21 protein-coding genes are annotated in these 21070 nt (G+C 42.8%); 1 reads left to right on the forward strand and 20 read right to left on the reverse strand.

Annotated features, from left to right (window positions below; translation table 11 throughout):
- Positions 1 to 113: 113 nt before the first annotated feature.
- Both A6755_RS19105 and A6755_RS19110 read right to left on the reverse strand, forming a co-directional pair.
- Positions 114 to 1784 carry a DAK2 domain-containing protein gene (locus tag A6755_RS19105; protein WP_063591673.1) on the reverse strand — a complete coding sequence of 557 codons (1671 nt, stop codon included), beginning with the start codon at positions 1782 to 1784 and terminating at the stop codon, positions 114 to 116.
- A gap of 18 nt (positions 1785 to 1802) precedes the next feature.
- Entirely contained in the window at positions 1803 to 2165 is a 363-nt protein-coding gene (locus A6755_RS19110) for an Asp23/Gls24 family envelope stress response protein (protein WP_034313762.1), read from the reverse strand.
- Positions 2166 to 2417: 252 nt separating this feature from the next.
- On the opposite strand from A6755_RS19110, the gene rpmB reads away from it, so the two are divergent.
- Complete coding sequence (gene rpmB, locus A6755_RS19115; RefSeq protein ID WP_034313767.1) at positions 2418 to 2606, forward strand: 50S ribosomal protein L28; 189 nt, start codon at positions 2418 to 2420, stop codon at positions 2604 to 2606.
- 186 nt (positions 2607 to 2792) lie between these two features.
- Here rpmB and spoVM read toward each other — a convergent pair whose 3' ends face one another.
- From spoVM to A6755_RS27995, 18 genes are all read right to left on the reverse strand, one after another.
- A complete protein-coding gene (gene spoVM, locus A6755_RS19120) occupies positions 2793 to 2873 on the reverse strand; it encodes a stage V sporulation protein SpoVM (protein WP_034313769.1) in 81 nt (26 codons plus the stop codon).
- A gap of 122 nt (positions 2874 to 2995) precedes the next feature.
- Positions 2996 to 3649 carry a thiamine diphosphokinase gene (locus A6755_RS19125; RefSeq protein WP_063591674.1) on the reverse strand — a complete coding sequence of 218 codons (654 nt, stop codon included), beginning with the start codon at positions 3647 to 3649 and terminating at the stop codon, positions 2996 to 2998.
- 103 nt (positions 3650 to 3752) lie between these two features.
- Positions 3753 to 4400, reverse strand: coding sequence for a ribulose-phosphate 3-epimerase (gene rpe / locus A6755_RS19130; RefSeq protein ID WP_063591675.1), 648 nt, complete (start codon positions 4398 to 4400; stop codon positions 3753 to 3755).
- A gap of 1 nt (position 4401) precedes the next feature.
- The gene (rsgA, locus tag A6755_RS19135) at positions 4402 to 5283 is read right to left on the reverse strand and encodes a ribosome small subunit-dependent GTPase A (RefSeq protein ID WP_053534359.1); all 882 of its coding nucleotides are present in this window, start codon (positions 5281 to 5283) and stop codon (positions 4402 to 4404) included.
- Between the two features lie 23 nt (positions 5284 to 5306).
- Positions 5307 to 7340, reverse strand: a complete 2034-nt coding sequence (pknB, locus tag A6755_RS19140) for a Stk1 family PASTA domain-containing Ser/Thr kinase (protein ID WP_063591676.1) — start codon at positions 7338 to 7340, stop codon at positions 5307 to 5309.
- A 5-nt stretch (positions 7341 to 7345) separates the two neighbouring features.
- Complete coding sequence (locus A6755_RS19145) at positions 7346 to 8095, reverse strand: Stp1/IreP family PP2C-type Ser/Thr phosphatase (protein WP_034313784.1); 750 nt, start codon at positions 8093 to 8095, stop codon at positions 7346 to 7348.
- Positions 8096 to 8099: 4 nt separating this feature from the next.
- Complete coding sequence (gene rlmN, locus A6755_RS19150; protein ID WP_063591677.1) at positions 8100 to 9194, reverse strand: dual-specificity RNA methyltransferase RlmN; 1095 nt, start codon at positions 9192 to 9194, stop codon at positions 8100 to 8102.
- Entirely contained in the window at positions 9194 to 10546 is a 1353-nt protein-coding gene (gene rsmB / locus A6755_RS19155; RefSeq protein WP_057278424.1) for a 16S rRNA (cytosine(967)-C(5))-methyltransferase RsmB, read from the reverse strand. Before rsmB ends, rlmN begins: the two co-directional genes overlap by 1 nt.
- Positions 10533 to 11492 carry a methionyl-tRNA formyltransferase gene (fmt, locus tag A6755_RS19160; RefSeq protein ID WP_034313796.1) on the reverse strand — a complete coding sequence of 320 codons (960 nt, stop codon included), beginning with the start codon at positions 11490 to 11492 and terminating at the stop codon, positions 10533 to 10535. Before fmt ends, rsmB begins: the two co-directional genes overlap by 14 nt.
- On the reverse strand, positions 11489 to 11974 hold the full coding sequence (def, locus tag A6755_RS19165) for a peptide deformylase (RefSeq protein ID WP_034313798.1): 486 nt from the start codon (positions 11972 to 11974) through the stop codon (positions 11489 to 11491). Before def ends, fmt begins: the two co-directional genes overlap by 4 nt.
- Before the next feature lie 95 nt (positions 11975 to 12069).
- Complete coding sequence (gene priA, locus A6755_RS19170; RefSeq protein WP_057278427.1) at positions 12070 to 14481, reverse strand: primosomal protein N'; 2412 nt, start codon at positions 14479 to 14481, stop codon at positions 12070 to 12072.
- 6 nt (positions 14482 to 14487) lie between these two features.
- Positions 14488 to 15696 (reverse strand): bifunctional phosphopantothenoylcysteine decarboxylase/phosphopantothenate--cysteine ligase CoaBC, encoded by a 1209-nt coding sequence (coaBC, locus tag A6755_RS19175; protein ID WP_063591678.1) that lies wholly within the window; start codon positions 15694 to 15696, stop codon positions 14488 to 14490.
- 226 nt (positions 15697 to 15922) lie between these two features.
- Positions 15923 to 16126: a DNA-directed RNA polymerase subunit omega gene (gene rpoZ, locus A6755_RS19180; protein WP_034313807.1), complete on the reverse strand. Its 204-nt coding sequence runs from the start codon at positions 16124 to 16126 to the stop codon at positions 15923 to 15925.
- Positions 16127 to 16129: 3 nt separating this feature from the next.
- Positions 16130 to 16744 carry a guanylate kinase gene (gene gmk, locus A6755_RS19185; protein ID WP_034313809.1) on the reverse strand — a complete coding sequence of 205 codons (615 nt, stop codon included), beginning with the start codon at positions 16742 to 16744 and terminating at the stop codon, positions 16130 to 16132.
- A gap of 10 nt (positions 16745 to 16754) precedes the next feature.
- Complete coding sequence (gene remA / locus A6755_RS19190) at positions 16755 to 17018, reverse strand: extracellular matrix/biofilm regulator RemA (protein WP_034313813.1); 264 nt, start codon at positions 17016 to 17018, stop codon at positions 16755 to 16757.
- Positions 17019 to 17071: 53 nt separating this feature from the next.
- A complete protein-coding gene (locus tag A6755_RS19195; protein ID WP_034313816.1) occupies positions 17072 to 17947 on the reverse strand; it encodes a YicC/YloC family endoribonuclease in 876 nt (291 codons plus the stop codon).
- 157 nt (positions 17948 to 18104) lie between these two features.
- Complete coding sequence (locus tag A6755_RS19200; protein ID WP_034315402.1) at positions 18105 to 20783, reverse strand: calcium-translocating P-type ATPase, SERCA-type; 2679 nt, start codon at positions 20781 to 20783, stop codon at positions 18105 to 18107.
- The gene (locus A6755_RS27995) at positions 20783 to 20911 is read right to left on the reverse strand and encodes a hypothetical protein (RefSeq protein WP_262869245.1); all 129 of its coding nucleotides are present in this window, start codon (positions 20909 to 20911) and stop codon (positions 20783 to 20785) included. Before A6755_RS27995 ends, A6755_RS19200 begins: the two co-directional genes overlap by 1 nt.
- Between the last annotated feature and the right edge of the window lie 159 nt (positions 20912 to 21070).

The raw sequence follows: 21070 nt of genomic DNA on the forward strand, positions 1-21070 counted from the left end.
GCCAAAATAAAACTGCATAGCCTAATGACATATGCAGTTTATTGCCTTTTATTTTTTTCGGGATCCTCCAAACATTATGACGGATAGGTTTCCCTTATTTTCATGTTCTATACTTATTCAATTGAAAAAATGAAAGAATATAGAGGTTGTTTCCCATTATGGACTTCAACTTCAACGTCTTCGAAATTCTCATTACAAAACGCAACAAGACTTTCGACATCTTCAGCAGTGGCATCTTCACCATATAATATGGTAAGGATTTCTGAATCTTCGTCAATCATACCGGAAAGAAGATCTTTTGCCGCTTGAGTCATGTCTTTATCCTTCACCTTGATGGTGCCTTCAGCAATTCCCATGAAGTCCCCGGTCTCGATTGCAAGACCGTCAATGTTGGTATCCCGGACAGCATAAGTAATCTGGCCCGTTTTCACATGCGAAAGGGCTTCGATCATCGCTTTTTTATTCTCTTCGGCATCAAGTGAAGGGTTGAAAGCCAACAATGCAGCCATTCCCTGTGGTACTGTTTTCGTTGGAATGACAGTCACATGATCCCCAAGTACATCTGCAGCCTGATTGGCGGCCATGATGATATTTTTATTGTTAGGCAAGATGATCACATGATCTGCATATGCCCCTTCGACAGCTTTAACGATATCTTCCGTACTAGGATTCATCGTTTGCCCGCCTTCGATGACGGACTTAGCGCCGATGCTTTTGAATAATTCGCTGATGCCAGCGCCCATCGCCACTGACACTACAGCGTACTTCTCTTTGGTGGGCGGTTTGGTTTGAAGCGGTGTATTCGTCTCACCTACAATCGCAGTATGCTGTTCACGCATATTATCGATTTTCATTTTTATTAAACTACCATATTGCTGTCCATAATTCAGGCAGGTGCCAGGCTGTTCAGAGTGAATATGTACTTTGACGACTTCATCATCTGAGATGACTAGTAAAGAATCTCCGTATTCACTTAAATCATTTCTGAATTTTTCTTCATCAAATGATTGATTGGCAAGTTTTTCACTTTCCAATCGGACCATGAATTCCGTACAGTAGCCAAACACGATATCTTCCGTGTTCATATGTCCTTGTACATTCATGTGATGTTCGGCACTGATCATGTCATCCATGCTTGGACCATTAGCGGATCGTACTGGAAGGGCTTCACCTTTCAGCTCAGCAAGGAAACCTTCATATACGAACACCAACCCTTGCCCCCCGCTATCAACGACACCCACTTCTTTTAAGACTGGAAGAAGATCAGGTGTGCGTTTTAATGAAGCATTGGCCTCCGTAACGATTTCTTCCATTACCTGAATTAGGTCTGTATGCTTTGCTGCTGATGAAACCGCTTGCTTGGCTGCATCTTTTGCAACCGTTAAAATGGTTCCTTCAACAGGTTTCATAACGGCTTTATAAGCTGTCTGAACCCCTGCTTCAAAAGCTTGGGCAAATTCTTCACTATTGATTTCCGATTTATGTTCAATCGCTTTAGCAAAACCGCGGAACAGTTGCGAAAGGATAACTCCCGAATTGCCGCGTGCGCCCATAAGCAAACCTCTTGAAAGCGACGCACCCACTTTTCCGATGTGTTCCTGGACGTTATTTTGCACTTCCTTCGCTCCCGAAGTCATCGATAAATTCATATTCGTTCCTGTATCTCCATCCGGAACAGGGAAAACATTCAACGCATCAACCATTTGGGCATTAGCCGCTAAATGGTTGGCACCTTGAATGATCATTTCTGCAAAGCGCTTTCCGTTCAAACTTGTAATTGACACAAAACTTTCCTCCTATACTTAAGGGTTCGTCACACGAACTCCCTGTACAAAAATGTTAACGGAATCAACAGCTAATCCTACAGTTTTGTCCAGAGTGTACTTTACCTTTGATTGCACATTATGTGCAACTTCCGAGATTTTCGTTCCATAACTTACGATAATATACATATCGATATGAACTTCTTCCTCTTCTTGACGGACAATTACACCTTTAGTAAAGTTTTCTTTTCTTAAAATTTCGGCAATGCCGTCTTTAAATTGTTTTTTGGAAGACATTCCTATAATTCCGTAGCAATCCACGGCTGCGCCGCCTGCTACAGTAGCGATAACCTCATTAGAGATATCAATTTGTCCATACTTCGTTTGTAATTCGATAGACATTTTCTTTTCCCTCCCAAAAATCAAATCAACTAAAGACATTTTACTATAATGTCTATGGTTTTAAAAGTAAATGTCTTACGGTACTCTATATAATTCAATTTTGAAGTATGTATGTCAAGGTTTTTTTCTTGAAAGTAATTAACTGAAGTATTGCATTCTAGCGGTAGGTATGATAAATTATTAAAGTATTTTACAAAGACTTAAGACGACTGCGAAAAACTTAAGCTTGTTGTAGTTAGGAGGGAATTTGACATGGCACGTAAATGTGTAATCACTGGAAGAAGAACTCGTTCTGGTAACAGCCGCTCTCACGCAATGAACGCTAGCAAGCGTACATGGGGCGCTAACCTTCAAAAAGTACGTATTTTAGTTGACGGTAAACCTAAACGTGTATACGTTTCTGCAAGAGCTCTTAAATCGGGCAAAGTAGAACGCGTATAATGTTACGGCATCCTCTTAGGATGCCTTTTTACTTGTAATGGCCGGTATTTAATGGGGATGGTTTCAAATCCTTGACCAGGTCCAGTCTGCATCAAGAAGGATGCCTTCACCCATTAATGGATGGCCGCCCTATTTTACTAAAAAATAACACCTCCCTTAATTTGAGAGGTGTCATGGAGATAAGTATCAGCCTTTTTTAAACGCTCCGAGCATAGCCCTTACCAAACTGCCCAGAACTTTTGGCAATTTAATCGTATAAAATTTCATCATGCCCCTCCTCTTTGCATCCCACAATTAAAGATGAAGTGGAATTTTTCTATTACAACATAAGCTTTTAAGCGGATATAGGATGATCGTAATTATATCCGAATCTGCTCTAAGCATGAATTTTAATCACTGCTTCTTATCACCATTAATATGCCTTTCTCAAATGAAACATTCCCAGATTCGGAAATTAGTTCATTGCTGATGCAAAGCGTCGAACCCATTTCCAAGCTTGCACCGTCCAGCGGATATTTGAAACCCGAAAGAGTAATGCCGGTGACTTCAGCGTTTACTGGGAGCAAGGACAAGTATTTCTTATCTTTCAAAGCAGTGACCTTATATGAACCTGCTGTCTTTACTGTGATTATATTTTGCCGATCGACTATGTATATATCCATATCACCATGATGAGGGAGGACACTTTCTTTTTGGAGCAGCTGGATATTCCCGAGAAAATGGTCCATTCTTCCCCCTGTTGCGCCCAGAATGTGAATTTCTCTTGGCTTTTGCCCCATTGCCCATTTAAATGCGATTTCTAAATCCGTTTCATCCTTTTCCGAGGAATATAGATTGATTTCTTCCAGCATTTGCTCAATCTTTTCGTATTCACCCTCCGAAACCGAATCAAAATCCCCAAAACCGTACTTAGGTTCGATACCTTTTTCAAGCAGAGACCATACTCCCCTGTCAACCCCGACCCAAAGATCTGTCTTCTCCTTATACCATGTCAAATCCGGCCAAAAACATTCCGGACCTCCAGCCATTATACTGATAATCATCGAAATCATCCTTTTCCATATAAAAATCATATCCAAGGTGCCTTATTTTAATTGATAAAAAAAGCCGATCACCATCATATGAATATGATAGTGTCGGCTTATATCACTTTCCCCGAATCTTTTGAATCGCTGCGCGTCGATCTTCCTGATCATATATTGCCGAACCGGCCACCAGGATTGTCGCCCCTTGTTCAATACATAGTTTAGCCGTTTCTTCATTTACTCCACCATCAATCTCTATCTCGAGATTTTGATTATACTTTCCTGCCATCGCCTTCACTTCGGCAATTTTCGGAAGAACGGATTTAATGAACTTTTGCCCCCCAAAACCCGGATTAACCGTCATCAACAATACCATGTCAATATCTTCGATTATAGGTTGTATCAAGGAAGCCGGAGTGGCTGGATTAAGCACCACGCCTGCCTTTACACCAAAAGATTTGATCAATTGAACCGTTCGATGCAAATGTGTGCAGGCCTCTACATGTACAGTTATATAATCAGCTCCCGCTTTGGCAAAGGACTCGATATAACGATCAGGTTGTTCGATCATTAAATGAACATCAAGCGGAAGCTTCGTTACTGGGCGGATAGCATCAACAATTAGTGAGCCTATCGTTATATTCGGCACGAAATGCCCATCCATGACATCCACATGGATCAAATCCGCTCCGCCCCTTTCCACATCAAGAATTTCTTCTCCCAATTTTGCAAAGTCAGCTGATAAAATGGATGGTGCGATTTTAACCATTTTAATACCTCGGCTTTCTATCTCTTATTTCTTCTAAGAATTGCATATAATGCTCGTATCGATAACGGGGAATTTCCCCGGAATCAACCGCTTCCTTCACTGCACATTTCGGTTCTTTATCGTGGAGACAGGCCCTGAATTTACAGTCTTCCCCATGCTTATGCATTTCCGGGAAGCAATAGGATAGCCGTTCAGCTTCCATTTCCATGAATTCAAGTGAACTGAACCCTGGAGTATCCGCGACAAGTCCAGAGCCGATATGGATCAATTCAACATGCCGGGTCGTATGCTTCCCGCGTCCCAGGTGTGAAGAAATATCATCCGTCTTTAAAGCCAATTCCGGATTGATCGCATTCAGCAAAGACGATTTCCCAACACCGGACTGACCTGCAAATACACTGGTTTTTCCTTCTAAATACGGCACTAGTTCTTCAATCCCTCCGGCGGTAACGGAAGATGTCTCCAGAACAGTATAGCCAAGTTTCTGATAGTCCTTGATATACTGAGACAATTTCTTTTGATTTTCAGCTGTAACCAAGTCCAGTTTCGTCACGACGATAATCGGTTCGATTTCGTTATCTTCGATCAATACGAGAAATCGATCAAGCAAGGCTGGACTGAAATCAGGTTCCACTGCCGAAAAGACAAGGATTGCCTGGTCTACATTCGAGATTTGCGGACGTATCAATTCGTTCTTTCGCGGTTTTATTTCGGTCACGGTCCCGTCCGTTTTATTTTCCGCTTCAAAAACAACATAATCACCAACGAGCGGGGTCACCTTATTCTTCCTGAACAGGCCCCTTCCACGGCATTGATAGACCTCTTCACCATCAAGGACATAATAAAATCCACTTAATGCTTTGATTATTTTTCCTTCGGGCATAACCACACTCCTAATTCTTAAATTTATTCTGGATATGAGACGGATTCGTCAATGATGACCTGATTGTCCCGCATGACTTTATATCCTGCTTTCTTATCCGGGGAAACCATTAATTCGATCGTTCTCTCCGCATCTTCCAATATATAGAATGTTTCTTGAGGCTCCGTCATGCTATTGTCGATATCCTCGATGAAAATTTGTATTTTTTGTGTTTTGCCTGGCTCAACCGGATCATACTCGATTTTGACTTCCTCCGTTACACTCTTGGGCGGAATCTCTTCCTTCCCTTTTGAAATGACCACTTTCACAGTACTGCCCTTTTCCACCTTCGTAGCAGGTTCCGGTGATTGGGAAATGACAAGCCCCTCAGCTACGGAATCATCATAGATTTCTTCTTCGACATCGATCTTTATTCCGCTTTCACTGGAATAATCATCAAGGGCAGCTTTATTGAACCCCGTTAAGTTCTTCAAGCTCAACAGATCTGCCCCTTTACTGACCGTCAGCTCAAGCTCCGTTTCGGATGGTACGACCTCAGTGGCACCCGAGGGAGATTGATCTATGATCGTGCCGGGAGCACTGTCATCATATTTTTCAGTAACGCTTATGTTTTTGAATCCCATTTTTTCAAGCAGGGATTTAACATCAGAGTAATCTCGACCTTCATAGCTGGACAATGAAATCGTCTCTTTACCAACGCTTTGATAAATATCGATCACTGCACCTTCCTTGACCGTCTTACCTTCCTTAGGATTGGTTTTGATCACAAGACCAGCTTCAACCTCTTCATCTTCAATCTCGATCGTCTCTCCAATTTCCAAATCCATTTCAAGCAATTCAGTAATGGCGTCATCCAATTCTTCCCCTTTAAGGTCAGGGATCGTCACTTCCTTCGAGACAAGGAGGGGAGGTAAAACTGTGACAGATAAAACAGCAAGCAGTGCGAGAACTAAAAAGGTGGTCACCAAGATCGCAGGCATGTTCTTTCGCTTTTTACCTTTGTGTTCCGACTTGTTTTTTTGTTTTTTCTGTTTCTTTTGTTTCTTCTGTTTCTTTTTTGAATTACTCTCTGCTTCTGATTCACTTTCCTCATCGTCCGCATAAACTAACGTATTTTTTTCAGGACCCCTTATGATTGTCTCATCGATGCTTGAAAGCTGATCATCCGTTATGACAGGGATGGCTTTTGTTGCATCATGATCTTCGGGAATCGCAAAAGGAAGTTCATTTGAACGCTCCGGATTAAGCGACGTCCGTATATCATCCTCCATCGAGTCCACGCTCTCATAGCGGTAATATGAATCTTTGGCTGTTGCTTTCAAGATAATATTTTCCACACTCTGGGGTATTTCAGAATTCCAGCGTTTTGGTGAAGGAGTTTCCGATTGTAAATGTTTAAGAGCTATCGACACGGCTGATTCACCTGAAAAAGGCAATCTCCCCGTCAACAATTCAAACATGACGATGCCAAGTGAATAAATGTCCGATTTCTTATTGGCCATACCGCCTCTGGCCTGTTCCGGAGATAAATAATGAACCGAACCCAAGACTGCGTTGGTCTGCGTTATGTTTGTTGCACTTAGGGCCAATGCAATGCCAAAGTCCGTAATCTTGACGGTTCCTTCCTTATCAATCAAAATGTTCTGTGGTTTGATGTCACGATGGATAATCCCATTATGATGGGCATGGGAAATCGCTGCCGTGATTTGCCTCATGATATCCAAGGCTTCATCAACTGGAATTGGATAATATTTTTGTATGTATTGCTTAAGTGTAAAACCGTCAACGTATTCCATTACAATATAATAGATGGAATCTTCTTCACCAACATCATAAATACTTACGATATTGGGATGGGCCAAACTGGTTGCCGATTGGGCTTCCCGATTGAAGCGCTTGATGAACTCTTCGTCATTATTAAAATCCATGCGAAGGATTTTCAATGCAACATCCCTATCTAAGATCATATCCCTAGCAAGGTAAACATTAGCCATACCGCCGCCGCCGACCATCTGGATCAGTTTATAACGGCCGTTGATCCTTCTGCCAATCAACATTCAATTCACCTGCTTTCACTTTCTTCAGTAAATTGAACAAGCACAAGGGTGATATTATCTTCCCCACCGTAGTGATTGGCCTTATCTATTAATGAATTCGCCTTTTCTTCAAGTGACTGTGCATTGGTTACCGTTTCTTCCAGTTCCAGTTCACTCACTTTATTCGTCAATCCGTCCGAACAAAGCAATAGTAAATCATTTTCTTCGAAGATGACCGTCATAATGTCCATTTCCACTTGCATTTCTGTCCCCAAGGCTCGTAATAAAACATTTTTCCGTGGATGGTTTTCGGCATCTTCTTTCGAAATCTGACCGGAACGGACCAATTCATTAACGAGTGAATGATCTTCCGTGACCTGCTTAAAACCACTCTCATTATACAAATAACACCGGCTGTCCCCGATGTTGGCAATGGTAGCAAACTTGTCGGTGCAAATGGCTGCAACAATGGTGGTCCCCATGCCCTTACATTCCGTATTCGCTTCTGCATGTTCAAAAAGCAACTGATTGACCGTGAAGATTTGCTGCTTAAGCCAATCTTCGGCATCATTTGCCGTTTCGATTCCGGTGGATACTTCCCAGCCCTTTTTCAGAAGGTCTATCGTCATTGCACTGGCTACATCCCCGGCACGGTGGCCGCCCATGCCATCTGCAACGATGGCAAGGCGAACGCCTTCCGAGTTCTTAAAGATTCCGCCATTATCTTCATTATGCTGGCGGACTTTTCCACGGTCTGTCTTAAATATTGCCCTCATAGGGTCACCTCGTCTCTTCTTTGCGCTCCTTGGCCCGAAGCTGGCCGCAGGCTGCGTCAATATCACTGCCTTGTTCCCTTCGGATCGTTACATTAATGCCGCGCTTCTTCAATGTTTTTTCAAACTCAAAAATCTGGTCCCGAGGTGTTCGTACATAGTTGCGTTCCGGTACATAGTTTACCGGTATTAAGTTAACATGGCATTTTATCCCTTTTATTAAAGCTGCTAATTCTTCAGCGTGATCCACTGAATCATTTTCGCCACCGAATAGACCATATTCAAAACTTACACGGCGGCCTGTTTTTTCTGTATAGTATTTGATGGCCTCAATCAGGTCTGGAAGTTTGTAGGCCTTATTGATCGGCATCAATTTACTTCTTAATTCCGTATTCGGTGCATGAAGGGAAACAGCAAAGTTTATTTGCATACTTTCTTCGGCAAACTTATAGATTTTAGGAATGATCCCACTTGTGGAAACGGTAATATGACGCGCCCCGATGTTCAAGCCCTTTTCATGGTTTATATTCTTCAAGAATGACATCATATTATCGTAGTTATCAAACGGTTCACCGATTCCCATGATAACGACGGAACTAACACGCTCTTCCGACTCGTCAAGTGCTTGCTGAACTTTAACGACCTGGGCAACAATTTCCCCTGATTCAAGATTCCGCTTTAAACCGCCTAGTGTCGAAGCACAGAATGTACAGCCAATTCTGCATCCTACTTGCGTTGTCACGCAAATGGAGTTTCCGTATTCATGACGCATCAGCACCGTTTCAATCGAATATCCATCTTGGAGTTCAAATAAAAACTTCATCGTTCCGTCATTGGACGTTTGCTGAATCAAAGTCTTCAATGTTGTGAAGGTGAATTGCGACTCCAACTTATCCCGTAATGATTTCGAAAGGTTGGACATATCTTCAAAACTGGAGACACGCTTTTTATAAAGCCAGTCATATACTTGCTCGGCCCGGAATGCCTTCTCTCCATTTTGAAGAAGCCATTCTTTAATTTGGTGAAGCTCCAATGAGTAGATCGATGGTTTTTCTGGTGTCGTGTCTTTTCTTACTCTAGATGATTTAGTGATTTCTGCCATTACAGCACCTTCTTTCTAAAACTCGCAATAAAGAATCCGTCACTGCTAAAATATTGCGGAAAAACTTGCAGCGTATGACCCTCGATATATGGCTGAACGCTTTCAGGCATTCTTGTGGACAAGGTTGCATCGCTTTCAAAATCCGGATGGCTTTCCAAAAATGCTGCAGCGACTTTGTCATTTTCTTCTTTATCCACCGTACAGGTACTATATACTAACCGTCCTCCTTGCTTAACAAGCGGGGCAGCCGATTCCAATAATTGTTGTTGTATACTTGAGAGTTTCATTATATCATCTTTTGTTTTAGTATACTTTACATCAGGTTTCCGGCGCATGACTCCCAACCCGGAACATGGTGCATCGATCAGGACCCTGTCAAACCCTTCCTTATTAAAGTGCTCTTGCACTTTTCTGCTATCAAGGGCCATTGTCTTAATATTGTTTCTGAGTTTTAGGCGCTCCGCCTGCTCTTTAATTAGCTTGACCTTATGTTCATGAAGGTCTAGTGCATATACTTGTCCTGTGGTCAAGCCTTCTGCGATATGGGTCGTTTTCCCTCCAGGTGCAGCACAGCAATCGAGCACAGCATCATTTTCATTCGCACCCAATGCATGGGCAACTAGCATTGAACTCTCGTCCTGAATCGATAAATACCCCATTTTATAGCTTTCTGAATGAGCAAGATTCCCTTTATAGCTGACGATTGCTTCGGGAACGACTTCACTCGCTTCAACATCATATCCTTCTTCTGTTAATATGCTGATCAGTTCACGGCGTGAGATCTTTTTTAAATTAACACGTCCTGTCTGTAATGGCGCAGTTAAGTTGATTTCACACATTTCCTTGGTTTTTTCATAGCCAAATTGCTCTACCCAACGCTGGACCAGCCAAATAGGATGACTCACCTCTATGGAAAGCCGTTCCAGATCATTTTTAATTTCCTCTAAAGAAGGGACACCATTTCTTTGAATATTACGAAGCACACCATTGACCATCGAAGAGGTGCCCTTGTGTCCGCGCTTTTTGGAAATTTCTACGGCCTCGAAAATGATTGCATGATCGGGAACTTTATCTAAATAGACCATTTGGTAAACGGAAAGTCTAAGTAAATTGATGACCCAGCTTTGCGTTTTTTTAGGTTGTTTAATAAACGGGTTCAAAAAATAATCCAAAGTCATTTTCCGCTGGATGGTACCGTAGCTTATCTCTGTAAGCAAACCGCTGTCCACGGCGGATAACTGGTGCTTTTTAATCAAGTTGTTCAATAATAGGTTACTGTAGGATTGGTTTTTCTCTACAGATTCCAAAATATCGAGAGCGATTTCACGTACTCCCTTTTTAGTTTGCTTCATTCTGTTCTCCTAACTTCATGCCTGCTTTAATGAACGATCCGGCTCCGCGCAAGTAATCTTTCGCCGGCATTTTTTTCTTTCCTGAAGGCTGCAGTTCTGTTACTAGTATTGCCGTCTCATTGCCTGTCGAAACGATGAAACCATCATTTTGTACCTCAACGATCATGCCCGGCAAGGCTTGCTTGCCAGCTTCTAATTTCTTTACTTGCCATATTTTCATAATGGAACCGTCTAAGGTTGTATAAGCAACAGGCCAAGGATTCAAGCCGCGTACATGGTTATAGATGTCTTCCCCTGATTTCGACCAGTCGATTTTTTCCTCCGACCGTTTGATGTTAGGCGCAAAAGATGCTTTAGCATCATCTTGCTTGATTGCCTGTAACTCTTCATTTATAAGTTTTGGAAGTGTGTCCGCAAGTAAATCCGACCCTACCTTGCTTAATTTATCATGCAGTGTACCAACATTGTCTTCTTCCTCTATAGTAACTTCCGCCTGAGTCAATATATCACCGGCATCCAATTTTTCTGCCATATACATGATGGTTATCCCTGTCTTTTCTTTCCCCTGTAAAATGGAATAATGAATTGGCGCCCCTCCACGCAGTTCAGGAAGCAGGGAGGCATGTACATTAATACAACCGTACTTAGGGGCATCCAACAATTCATTCGGAAGAATTTGTCCGAATGCTGCCGTCACCACTAAATCAGCATTCAATGCAATGATTTTTTCAAGTTCTTCTTTTTCCCGGATTTTTTCAGGCTGATAAACGGGTATCCCATGCTTTTCGGCTTCGACTTTAACTGGCGGCGGCGTAAGCACCTTTTTGCGGCCCACTGGACGATCTGGCTGTGTGACAACAGCGATCACATCATACCCTTCATCAATGATTCTTTTCAATACCGGCACCGAAAAGTCCGGTGTACCCATAAAAATTATTTTTGTCATTCTTCTCCATACCTTTCTAACTCTTCTTCCGAAATATACCGGGAAACCTTACTTGTAAATAAGACTCCTTGCAGATGATCGATTTCGTGTAGAAGGGCCCTTGCAAGGAAATCCTCCGCTTCTATCTCGAAATAAGATCCTTTTCGGTCTTGTGCTCGGACTTTGACACGGTAAGGACGCACTACTTCACCATATAAACTCGGGAAGCTCAAGCATCCTTCAACACCTGTCTGTTCTCCTTCCAATTCCAGCACTTCCGGATTAATCAGTTCGATTGCACCTGATCCTTCCTCTATTTCAACGACGGCCACTTGCTTTTTCACGCCAACTTGAGGTGCTGCAAGTCCAACGCCATCCGCCTCCACCATCGTTTCATACATGTTATTTAACAGCTTTGCCAACTTTTTATCAAAACTTGTTACTTTATCGCATTTTTGTTGTAAAATTTTTTCAGGAAACAAAACAATCGGTAAAATAGCCAAAATTAAAGGTACCCTCCTAGATATGAAAAACAACACTTCATTATATAAAAACGCAAGCTGTTACAGCTCGCGGTAATCATCCATCTCTAAAATAATTACATCATGATCTGTGGATTTAAATCTATTGAAATCTGCAGATGATTCTGAGCGGTTTCTTTTTGGTAATGCTCTAAAAGTGTGCGTAAATGCTGATTCAGGTCCGGCTCTCGTTTGTATTTTATCAGACATTGATAGCGATATCTATTGTTGATTCGACTAATGGGCGAAGCAACCGGACCTAGTACGACAGAATCCCGATTCAATCGCGAGCCTAAATAATTGGTGATTTTCTCAGTAACACTTACCGTCTTCATTAAATCTTCATGTGAAACGGTTATAAGGACGACATAATAATATGGAGGGTAATGACTTTGCCTCCTTAGATACATCTCCCGTTCATAAAAAGCATCATAATCCTGCAGGGCAGAAAGCTCGATGCTGTAGTGCTCAGGCGTATAGGTTTGGATGACCACTTCTCCCGGAAGCTGATGACGTCCCGCCCTTCCGCTGACCTGCGTCAGCAGCTGAAATGTCTTTTCCGAAGAACGGAAATCAGGCAGATGTAGCATCGTATCGGCTGAAAGGACTCCAACAAGAGTGATATTAGGAAAATCAAGGCCCTTGGCTATCATTTGGGTGCCTAGCAATATATCCGCTTTTCCTTCACCAAAGGCATTCAGCAATCGCTCATGTGAACCCTTCTTACTCGTCGTGTCAACATCCATTCGTATGACCCTTGCTTCAGGCAGGATTTTTGCAAGCTCTTCTTCAACCTTTTGAGTTCCTGTACCAAAGAACCTTATATGTTCACTTTCACATTCAGGGCAAACGGAGGGCATTCCCTCTTCAAACCCACAATAATGGCATTTCATTATATCATTAAAGCGATGATATGTAAGTGAAATGTCACAATTAGGGCAGTTGATGACCAATCCGCAGCTTCGACACATCACAAAGGAAGAATGCCCCCTTTTATTTAGCATCAGGACAGTTTGCTCCCCCTTCTCAAGCCTGTCTTTCAGCTTGGTAAAGAGCAGCTCCGAAAACATGGAACGATTTCCAGTTCTTAGTTCTTCCCTCATATCTACAATATCCACTGCTGGCAAAGCATTTTTATTCATCCTCTGGCTAAGGGTCAATAATTTATAGACATTTTTCTTGGCTCGCGCAAAAGATTCAAGTGTAGGTGTGGCGCTGCCAAGAATAACCGGGCAACCATATGATTTTGCTCTTTCAATGGCAACATCCCTAGCATGGTACCTTGGCGTTTCTTCTTGCTTATAACTGGATTCATGCTCTTCGTCAATGATGACCAGCCCCAGGCTTTCAAAAGGAGCAAACACGGCAGAACGCGCCCCGACCACCACTTTTACTTCTTTGCGGTGAATTTTCCGCCATTCATCATATTTTTCACCTACGGATAAACCGCTATGCATGACAGCTACCTGCTCCCCAAATCGTTCCTTAAACCTCTTCACCGTCTGTGGCGTCAAGGAGATTTCAGGTACAAGCATGATTGCTTCCTTCCCTTTTTCAATGACAGAGGCAATTGCCTGTAGATACACTTCCGTCTTCCCGCTGCCGGTTACACCATATAAAAGGAAGACATCATGTTCATCATGATGTATTTTCTCTTGGATCGGCTTCAATGCAGCGGTTTGTTCAGCTGTCAGTGTAAAGGGAATGGATTTTTCGAACACACGGTTTTCATAAGGATCACGGTATACCTCTTGATCCATTTCAGCCAAGGCCCCTTTTGACACTAGGGATTTGACGGTACCGCTTGATGTGTTCATCAATTCAAGCAATTCCTTTAACGGGATGGGTTCTTGATGTTCAATAAAGTATTGAAGGAGTTCCTGTTGTTTTTTTGCATGGCTGGATATGGCTGATGCCATTTCTTTCAGTTCCATAGGGGAAAGCAAAGATTTAATGACTCGGACCGTCTTCTTGTTAAGTCGGTTTTTCACATTGTATTCGAGCTCAAGATTGCCATTTTGCATTTCCTTTTGGACCAGGGAGGCATTCTCCCCTTCAATCACGTCTTTCCAAGATAGTGAATCATTTTTCCCGAAAAGGTTTTGAATGGAGGGAGGGAGCTGGTCCTTTTTATCTTCAACGACTTTAATGACTTTTTCATACTTTGCTTTCATCGCTGCCGGAAGCATGGCCTGTAGCGCTGAAATTTTAAAACACATCGCCTCCTTGGTCAACCAGTCACCGAGCTGAAGCAATTCATCATTGATTATGGGCTCCAAATCCATTGGTTCCTTTATAAAGCGTAATTTCGCAAAGTCGCTTTTAGCTTTTAAGCCTGTGACGAACCCCTGCACCATTCTTGGACCGAATGGGACGATGACTCTCATTCCGGGCTTGATGACTTGGTTCCACTTTTCAGGGATGCGATAGTCGAATTCTCGATCCGTTTGTTTAGCAGGTACATCCACGATGACGGATGCTATATCCATAAGACATCATTCCTTTTGCTTGCGAGATACTTCTGCCAGGATGCTTTTAGCTATATCCGCTTTACTCATTTTTGGAAGTTCGGTCGCACTTCCATCTTTATCGTAAATGGTCACGATGTTCGTATCCGTTCCAAATCCTGCCCCTGCGACGGTAACATTATTGGCAACGATCATATCTGCATTCTTTTTGACCAATTTTCCTCTTGCGTATTCTTCAACGTTGTTCGTTTCAGCCGCAAAGCCCACCAAAATCTGATGCGTTTTATTTTCACCGAGTTCCTTTAGGATATCCTTTGTCCGTTCAAATTCAATCACATTTTCCCCTGGCTGCTTTTTCATCTTTCGAGTATGATAGACCTTCGGTTTATAATCCGCCACTGCAGCCGTCATGATTACGACATCACTGGCAGCGAACCGATCGAATACCGCATCATACATATTTGCTGCTGATTCCACTGGTATTACTCTGGCCTTGGGAGGTGGCGTCAAGTTCACTGGGCCGGTAATCAATGTCACCTCAGCGCCCATTTCAATTGCCGCTTCGGCTAGGGCATAGCCCATTTTGCCACTGGAATGGTTCGTCACAAAACGAACCGGATCAATCGCTTCACGTGTCGGCCCTGCCGTAATTAAATATTTCTTTCCTTTAAGAGGCTGTTGCTGTAATTTGCGTTCATTGAAATATCGATTAAGATGTTCTACGATTGTTTCCGGTTCCTCCAATCGCCCTTTCCCTACATATCCGCAGGCCAAATACCCTTCACCAGGTTCAATGAATTGATATCCAAACGACCGAAGTGTCTCCATATTTTTCTGAACCGCTGGATGTGCGTACATGTGCACGTTCATTGCCGGCGCAACCCAAACAGGTGCTTCCGTTGCCAATAGGGTGGTCGTGATCATATCATCCGCGATTCCATTGGCTACTTTGCCAATGACATTGGCTGTAGCTGGAGCCAACAGGATGATATCAGCCCAATCAGCCAAGTCGATGTGGGCAATGACTGAAGAATCCTTCTCATCAAAAGTATCTGTGTACACATCATTTCTCGAAAGTGCTTGAAAGGTGAGCGGCGTCACGAACTTACGTGCCGATTCACTCATGATCACTTTAACATGCGCACCTTCCTGAGTTAATTTACTTGTCAGGGCAGCAGCCTTATATACAGCAATCCCGCCGGTGACACAAAGAAGTACTTTTTTATCGATAAGCATGCAAATTTCCCCTAACTATACATTCTATTCTTTCTAATTATGACGGAAAACCGAAGAAATTTCATTTGAAATGCGCAATAACCTATGGATTCCCCCAAACATTACTTTAAAAAAAATCAAAACAAACAGGCCTGACACCTTGGCCGCAGGAAGGAAGCACTTTCCAAATGTAACGCTCCTGTTTGCTTTAGGGTGTCAGGCCCGATAGGTCAAGCTCTGTGTTCTCTTAGTTTTCCTCGTAAGAATTATCGTAAGTCAATTTACCGGAATGAATTTCTTCAAGGGCACGGCCTACCGATTTATGGGAAACCGGTTTAATAAGGCAATTATCTTTAATTTGCATTTCCCTGGCGCGTTTAGCTGCCACCGATACAAGTGAGTATTTAGAATCGATTTTAAGTAATAGAGAATCAATTGATGGATATAACATGGTTTATTCCGCCTCCAACATTTTTTTATATAAAACTGCAACTCTTTCCCGACGGCAATGCTCGGCAATTACAATTGCATTAATTCTAGCACATGCTGCATCCACATGATCATTTTCAACAACATAATCGTACAGATCCATAAGTTCTATTTCTTCCTTGGCCACTTTCATCCGGCCTTTTATCGCTTCCTCCGTCTCGGTTCCGCGAGTAACGATGCGGCTTTCGAGTTCAGTCAAACTCGGAGGAGCAAGGAAAATGAAAAGTCCTTCAGGGAATTTCTCCCGGACCTGTTTAGCTCCTTGAACTTCTATTTCCAGAAATACATCTTTTCCGGAATCGATTGTTTCACGGACATAATCCACGGGTGTTCCATAATAATTACCGACGAACTCAGCATATTCCAGCAATTTGCCTTCTTCGATCAGTGCTTCGAACTCCTCGCGTTTTTTGAAGAAATAGTCCACTCCGTCCACTTCACCATGGCGAGGCAGCCTTGTCGTCATCGAAATTGAATATTCGAATGCCGTTCCTGGCTGAGAAAAAATCGCCTTCCTAACAGTTCCTTTACCAACACCGGATGGTCCGGACAAAACGATTAATAAACCTTTTTCTCTCATATTGTTTCAGTTACCCCTCTTCTACGCTGTCATCTCTATCTTGTAGCCGTGCAGCAACCGTTTCCGGTTGAACGGCAGATAAGATAACATGGTCGCTGTCTGTAATTATAACGGCCCTGGTTCTTCTGCCATATGTAGCATCTATTAAGGATCCGCGATCTCGGGCGTCTTGGATGATCCTTTTTATCGGAGCCGATTCAGGGCTCACGATGGATACGATCCGGTTCGCGGAAACGATATTCCCAAAACCAATATTAATGAGCTTAATTGACATTTTTGTCCCCCATTCATATCTATTGTCACCTTGTTAGGTTCATCATAAACCGACTACTCGATATTTTGAACCTGTTCCTTTAATTTTTCAAGCAAACTTTTCATTTCCACCACTTCTTTCGTAATGGCCGAATCATTTGCCTTTGATCCAATCGTATTGACTTCCCTATTCATTTCCTGGACAAGGAAGTCAAGTTTCCTTCCAATTGGTTCACTATGGGTAAGGGTCCATGAAAATTGCTGTAAATGGCTATCGAGTCTGGTCAGTTCTTCATTTATATCACATTTATCAGCAAAAATGGCCGCTTCTGTCACAATACGGCTATCTTCAATCAATCCATCAGTCAACTCGGCCAGTTTGATTTCCAATCGGGCTTTATATTTTTCGACGACTGAAGGTGCATGCATTTTGACTCCTGCTACAATCTCACCAAACTTTTCAAGCTGGCGTTTCATGTCCGAGGCAAGTTCCTGACCTTCGAGATCCCGCATTTTTTTCAGATTTTCCAATGCCCCCGTGACGGCCTTCATTAAAAGGGATTCCAAATCGGCAGGAACCGCAGGTACTTCTTCCGTCATGAAAATCGATTCAAGTTGCAGCATATCCTGTAATGTAATTGAACTTTCCAGATTGTATTTTCCCTTGACTTCATCCATCAATCCCACATATTGATCAGCAAGATCCCAATCGATCTTCACCTTTTTGGAAACCAGGCTCTCACCTTCCACTGTAATGAAGAGTTCCACCCGTCCCCTTCTTATGTATTGATTCGCCTTCTTTTTCACCTTTTCTTCCAAAACCAAAAGCTGGCGCGGCATTCGAATCGTATATTCACAAAAACGATGGTTAACGGTCTTGATTTCAGCAAAAACCCTGACCTGTTCGTTTTCCGCTTCTTCTCTTCCATAGCCCGTCATACTGGTAACCATGGTTCCACATCCTATCAAAACATAATGTAGTAATTTGGCCTTTTGACATTCATTATATATTAGCTAAAGTACGGAAACATTAGCTTACAAATAAAATACCACAAAAATAAAAAGGCAATAGAGCAAGACTCTACCACCTTAAAGATTATACCATATATCACTGTGCTTTTCTTGCTAAAAAGGTTCCAGCCAGTAAAAAAGTTGGTATGGATGCCATTCCTATTACTAATAGCCAATCCCTTCCCGAAATCGGTACCGTATGAAAGATGGTTTGTAAAGGCTGCACATACATGACGGCTACCATCAATAATAGGGAGGATAGTACCGCCCCCACTAGATAAAGGTTACCGAATGGATTTCTTGAGAAGATCGAACGTTCACTTCGGCAATCGAATACATGTATAAGCTGAGCCAAGACCAAGGTAGCGAAAGCAATCGTTTGTGCATAAGCAAGATTATCCGGATTTGCACGATATACAACATAAAATGCAATCAATGTGGAAACCCCTATCAGAAAACCGCGTGAGATGATCTTCCAGCCAAGCCCCCTTCCAAACACACCTTCATTGGCATTTCTTGGATTCCTTTTCATTACATCTTCTTCTGCGGCATCCAGGCCCAATGCCATCGCGGGCAGTCCGTCGGTTACAAGGTTCACGAATAAGATCTGGATTGGTATCAATGGTAAAGGCAAGGCACATAGCATCGCAAAAAACATGACCAAAATCTCCCCAACATTGGATGCAAGCAGGTAACGGATGAACTTCCTGATGTTTTCGTAAATATTCCTGCCTTCTTTAATGGCCGATTTTATTGTTGCAAAGTTATCGTCAACCAATATCAAGGAAGAAGCTTCTTTAGCAACATCAGTCCCCGTGATGCCCATGGATATACCAATATCCGCTGATTTTATCGCAGGGGCATCATTGACACCATCCCCTGTCATTGCAACGACATGTCCTTTATTTTGCAAGGCTTTTACGATTTTCAACTTATGTTCCGGGGAAACTCGGGCAAATACCGAAACAGTTTCAACAACTTCCTCAAGTTCCCCGACTTCCATGTCCGCCAATTGCCGTCCTTCAAGTACACGGTCTTTTCCTTTTAAAATTCCAAGCTCTTTAGCAATTGCCTTTGCAGTTATCACATGGTCGCCTGTAATCATGACAGTTTTGATCCCGGCGTCCCTGCATTCCTTAACTGCCTGTTTCACCTCCGGACGCGGGGGATCGATCATGCCCTGAAGTCCCATGAAGGTCAAATTACGCTCGGCTTCGGTTTCATGCAGCAAAATCGTTCCTTTTGAAAGAGGTTTATAACCTACCGCAATCATTCTAAGTGCCTGCGAAGCAAGCCCATTCATGTCCTGTTGCACCCTTTCCTTGCTCTCCCGATTTAATATTTCCGACCTTCCTTCCCAAAGAATCGTGTCGGACTGGGCAATCAATACGTCCGGGGCACCTTTTACGATAACGAAATGATTATCTTTATCATCCTTCACTATGACACTCATCATTTTGCGGCTCGAGTCAAATGGAAACTCCTTTACTATCGTAAACCTCTTAGATAGGTGTTCCCTCGTCAATCCAGCTTTCATTGCCGCGACCAACATCGCCCCTTCTGTCGGATCACCGTCTAGAATATATTGTTTACCATTCTCCTTTAACTCAGCTTTATTACAGAGCATGCCGAATGTAATTATTTGAAGCAAGGCATTATGGTTTTTCGGTGCAACTGAAACTCCATCTAAAGAAAATTCTCCGACCGGATTGTAACCAGTACCGCCGACATCCCAAGTTTTCCCTCCACTCCAAACCTTCGTCACCGTCATTTTGTTTTGTGTCAGTGTACCTGTTTTATCTGAGCAAATCACTGTTGCACAGCCAAGCGTTTCTACGGCAGGAAGCTTACGGACAATCGCTTTTTGTTTGATCATACGCTGAACACCTAAAGACAAGGCTACGGTCACAATGGCCGGCAAGCCTTCGGGAATCGCCGCAACAGCCAGAGATACCCCGGCCAAAAACATCGTATAGAGGTCATGCCCTTGAATGACACCAGTCAGGACTACGATTACAGTTAATATTAAGGCCGTGACGATCAAAATTTTGCCTAGCTGCTCCAACCTCCGTTGAAGCGGTGTTTCTTTTGTTTCCGCAGTCTGCAGGAGATCCGCAATCTTTCCCATCGCCGTATTCATTCCAGTGGCGATTACGATTCCGACTCCATTCCCTCTTGTCACCATCGTTCCCATAAACGCCATATTTTCCTGATCACCGATACCTTCAACCTCATTCATCAATGGATCAGAACATTTAACGGCCGGGAGTGACTCGCCGGTAAGTGCCGACTCTTCTATTTCAAGGCTTGAATGGTCGATGATCCGTAAATCGGCACCAATACGGTCACCGCTCGAAAACTTCAGGATATCCCCAACAACCACTTCTCTCGATGGGATTTTCATCCACTGGCCATCTCGAAGCACGTTAACTTGCGGTGCAGCCATTTCCTTTAAGGCATCCAAGGATTTTTCTGCCTTCCGTTCTTGGAAAAAACCAAGTAATCCATTCAAAAAAACAATCGCCATGATGGCAATCGCATCGATATATTCACCCAATATCCCGGAAACCAATGTCGCGGCAAGTAAAACTATGACCATGAAATCTTTGAATTGGGCGAAAAATAAAAGAATGGCTGACTGTTTTTCTCCTTCCTTCAATTCGTTAAAACCATTCTTTCGCAGCCTGTCCTTTACTACATCATCGTCCAAACCGTGTGTAACGTTTGTTTGAAGCGCTTTCTCCATTTCTTGATTATTCATTTCCCTGAACTCCATCAAGTATCACACATCCCTTTGAATAGAATGAAATAGGCTCCTGTATACATCTCAACAGGCGCTTTTTGCTTTACTCTTCCAACACCTGCCTGCTTACCGATACATAAAACAACCTGCTCTTCTTCCATGATTATTCAGACTCGTCCAAAATAATGCTATAATTAAACAGAATTGCGGAAAGAAGAACGATCCGGATAATTTTTTGAATGAACGAACTGTAATCATGATGAATGGACCAATTTTGTATTCACTATCAGGAAATAAAAAAACATCCATTCACTGTACCT

Source organism: Peribacillus frigoritolerans, assembly GCF_001636405.1.
Lineage (GTDB): Bacteria > Bacillota > Bacilli > Bacillales > DSM-1321 > Peribacillus > Peribacillus frigoritolerans.

Coding starts and splice junctions, on each gene's coding strand:
- fmt (WP_034313796.1), bottom strand. CDS start 11,492: ATGACAAAAATAATTTTTATGGGTACACCGGACTTTTCGGTGCCGGTA.
- A6755_RS19195 (WP_034313816.1), bottom strand. CDS start 17,947: ATGGTTACCAGTATGACGGGCTATGGAAGAGAAGAAGCGGAAAACGAA.
- priA (WP_057278427.1), bottom strand. CDS start 14,481: ATGGATATAGCATCCGTCATCGTGGATGTACCTGCTAAACAAACGGAT.
- rpmB (WP_034313767.1), top strand. CDS start 2,418: ATGGCACGTAAATGTGTAATCACTGGAAGAAGAACTCGTTCTGGTAAC.
- A6755_RS19125 (WP_063591674.1), bottom strand. CDS start 3,649: ATGATTATCAGTATAATGGCTGGAGGTCCGGAATGTTTTTGGCCGGAT.
- rpoZ (WP_034313807.1), bottom strand. CDS start 16,126: ATGTTATATCCATCAATTGATTCTCTATTACTTAAAATCGATTCTAAA.
- rsmB (WP_057278424.1), bottom strand. CDS start 10,546: ATGAAGCAAACTAAAAAGGGAGTACGTGAAATCGCTCTCGATATTTTG.
- A6755_RS19200 (WP_034315402.1), bottom strand. CDS start 20,783: ATGGAGTTCAGGGAAATGAATAATCAAGAAATGGAGAAAGCGCTTCAA.
- A6755_RS19145 (WP_034313784.1), bottom strand. CDS start 8,095: ATGAGGGCAATATTTAAGACAGACCGTGGAAAAGTCCGCCAGCATAAT.
- gmk (WP_034313809.1), bottom strand. CDS start 16,744: ATGAGAGAAAAAGGTTTATTAATCGTTTTGTCCGGACCATCCGGTGTT.
- rlmN (WP_063591677.1), bottom strand. CDS start 9,194: ATGGCAGAAATCACTAAATCATCTAGAGTAAGAAAAGACACGACACCA.
- A6755_RS27995 (WP_262869245.1), bottom strand. CDS start 20,911: ATGGAAGAAGAGCAGGTTGTTTTATGTATCGGTAAGCAGGCAGGTGTT.
- rsgA (WP_053534359.1), bottom strand. CDS start 5,283: ATGCCCGAAGGAAAAATAATCAAAGCATTAAGTGGATTTTATTATGTC.
- A6755_RS19110 (WP_034313762.1), bottom strand. CDS start 2,165: ATGTCTATCGAATTACAAACGAAGTATGGACAAATTGATATCTCTAAT.
- remA (WP_034313813.1), bottom strand. CDS start 17,018: ATGTCAATTAAGCTCATTAATATTGGTTTTGGGAATATCGTTTCCGCG.
- spoVM (WP_034313769.1), bottom strand. CDS start 2,873: ATGAAATTTTATACGATTAAATTGCCAAAAGTTCTGGGCAGTTTGGTA.
- rpe (WP_063591675.1), bottom strand. CDS start 4,400: ATGGTTAAAATCGCACCATCCATTTTATCAGCTGACTTTGCAAAATTG.
- coaBC (WP_063591678.1), bottom strand. CDS start 15,696: ATGCTTATCGATAAAAAAGTACTTCTTTGTGTCACCGGCGGGATTGCT.
- pknB (WP_063591676.1), bottom strand. CDS start 7,340: ATGTTGATTGGCAGAAGGATCAACGGCCGTTATAAACTGATCCAGATG.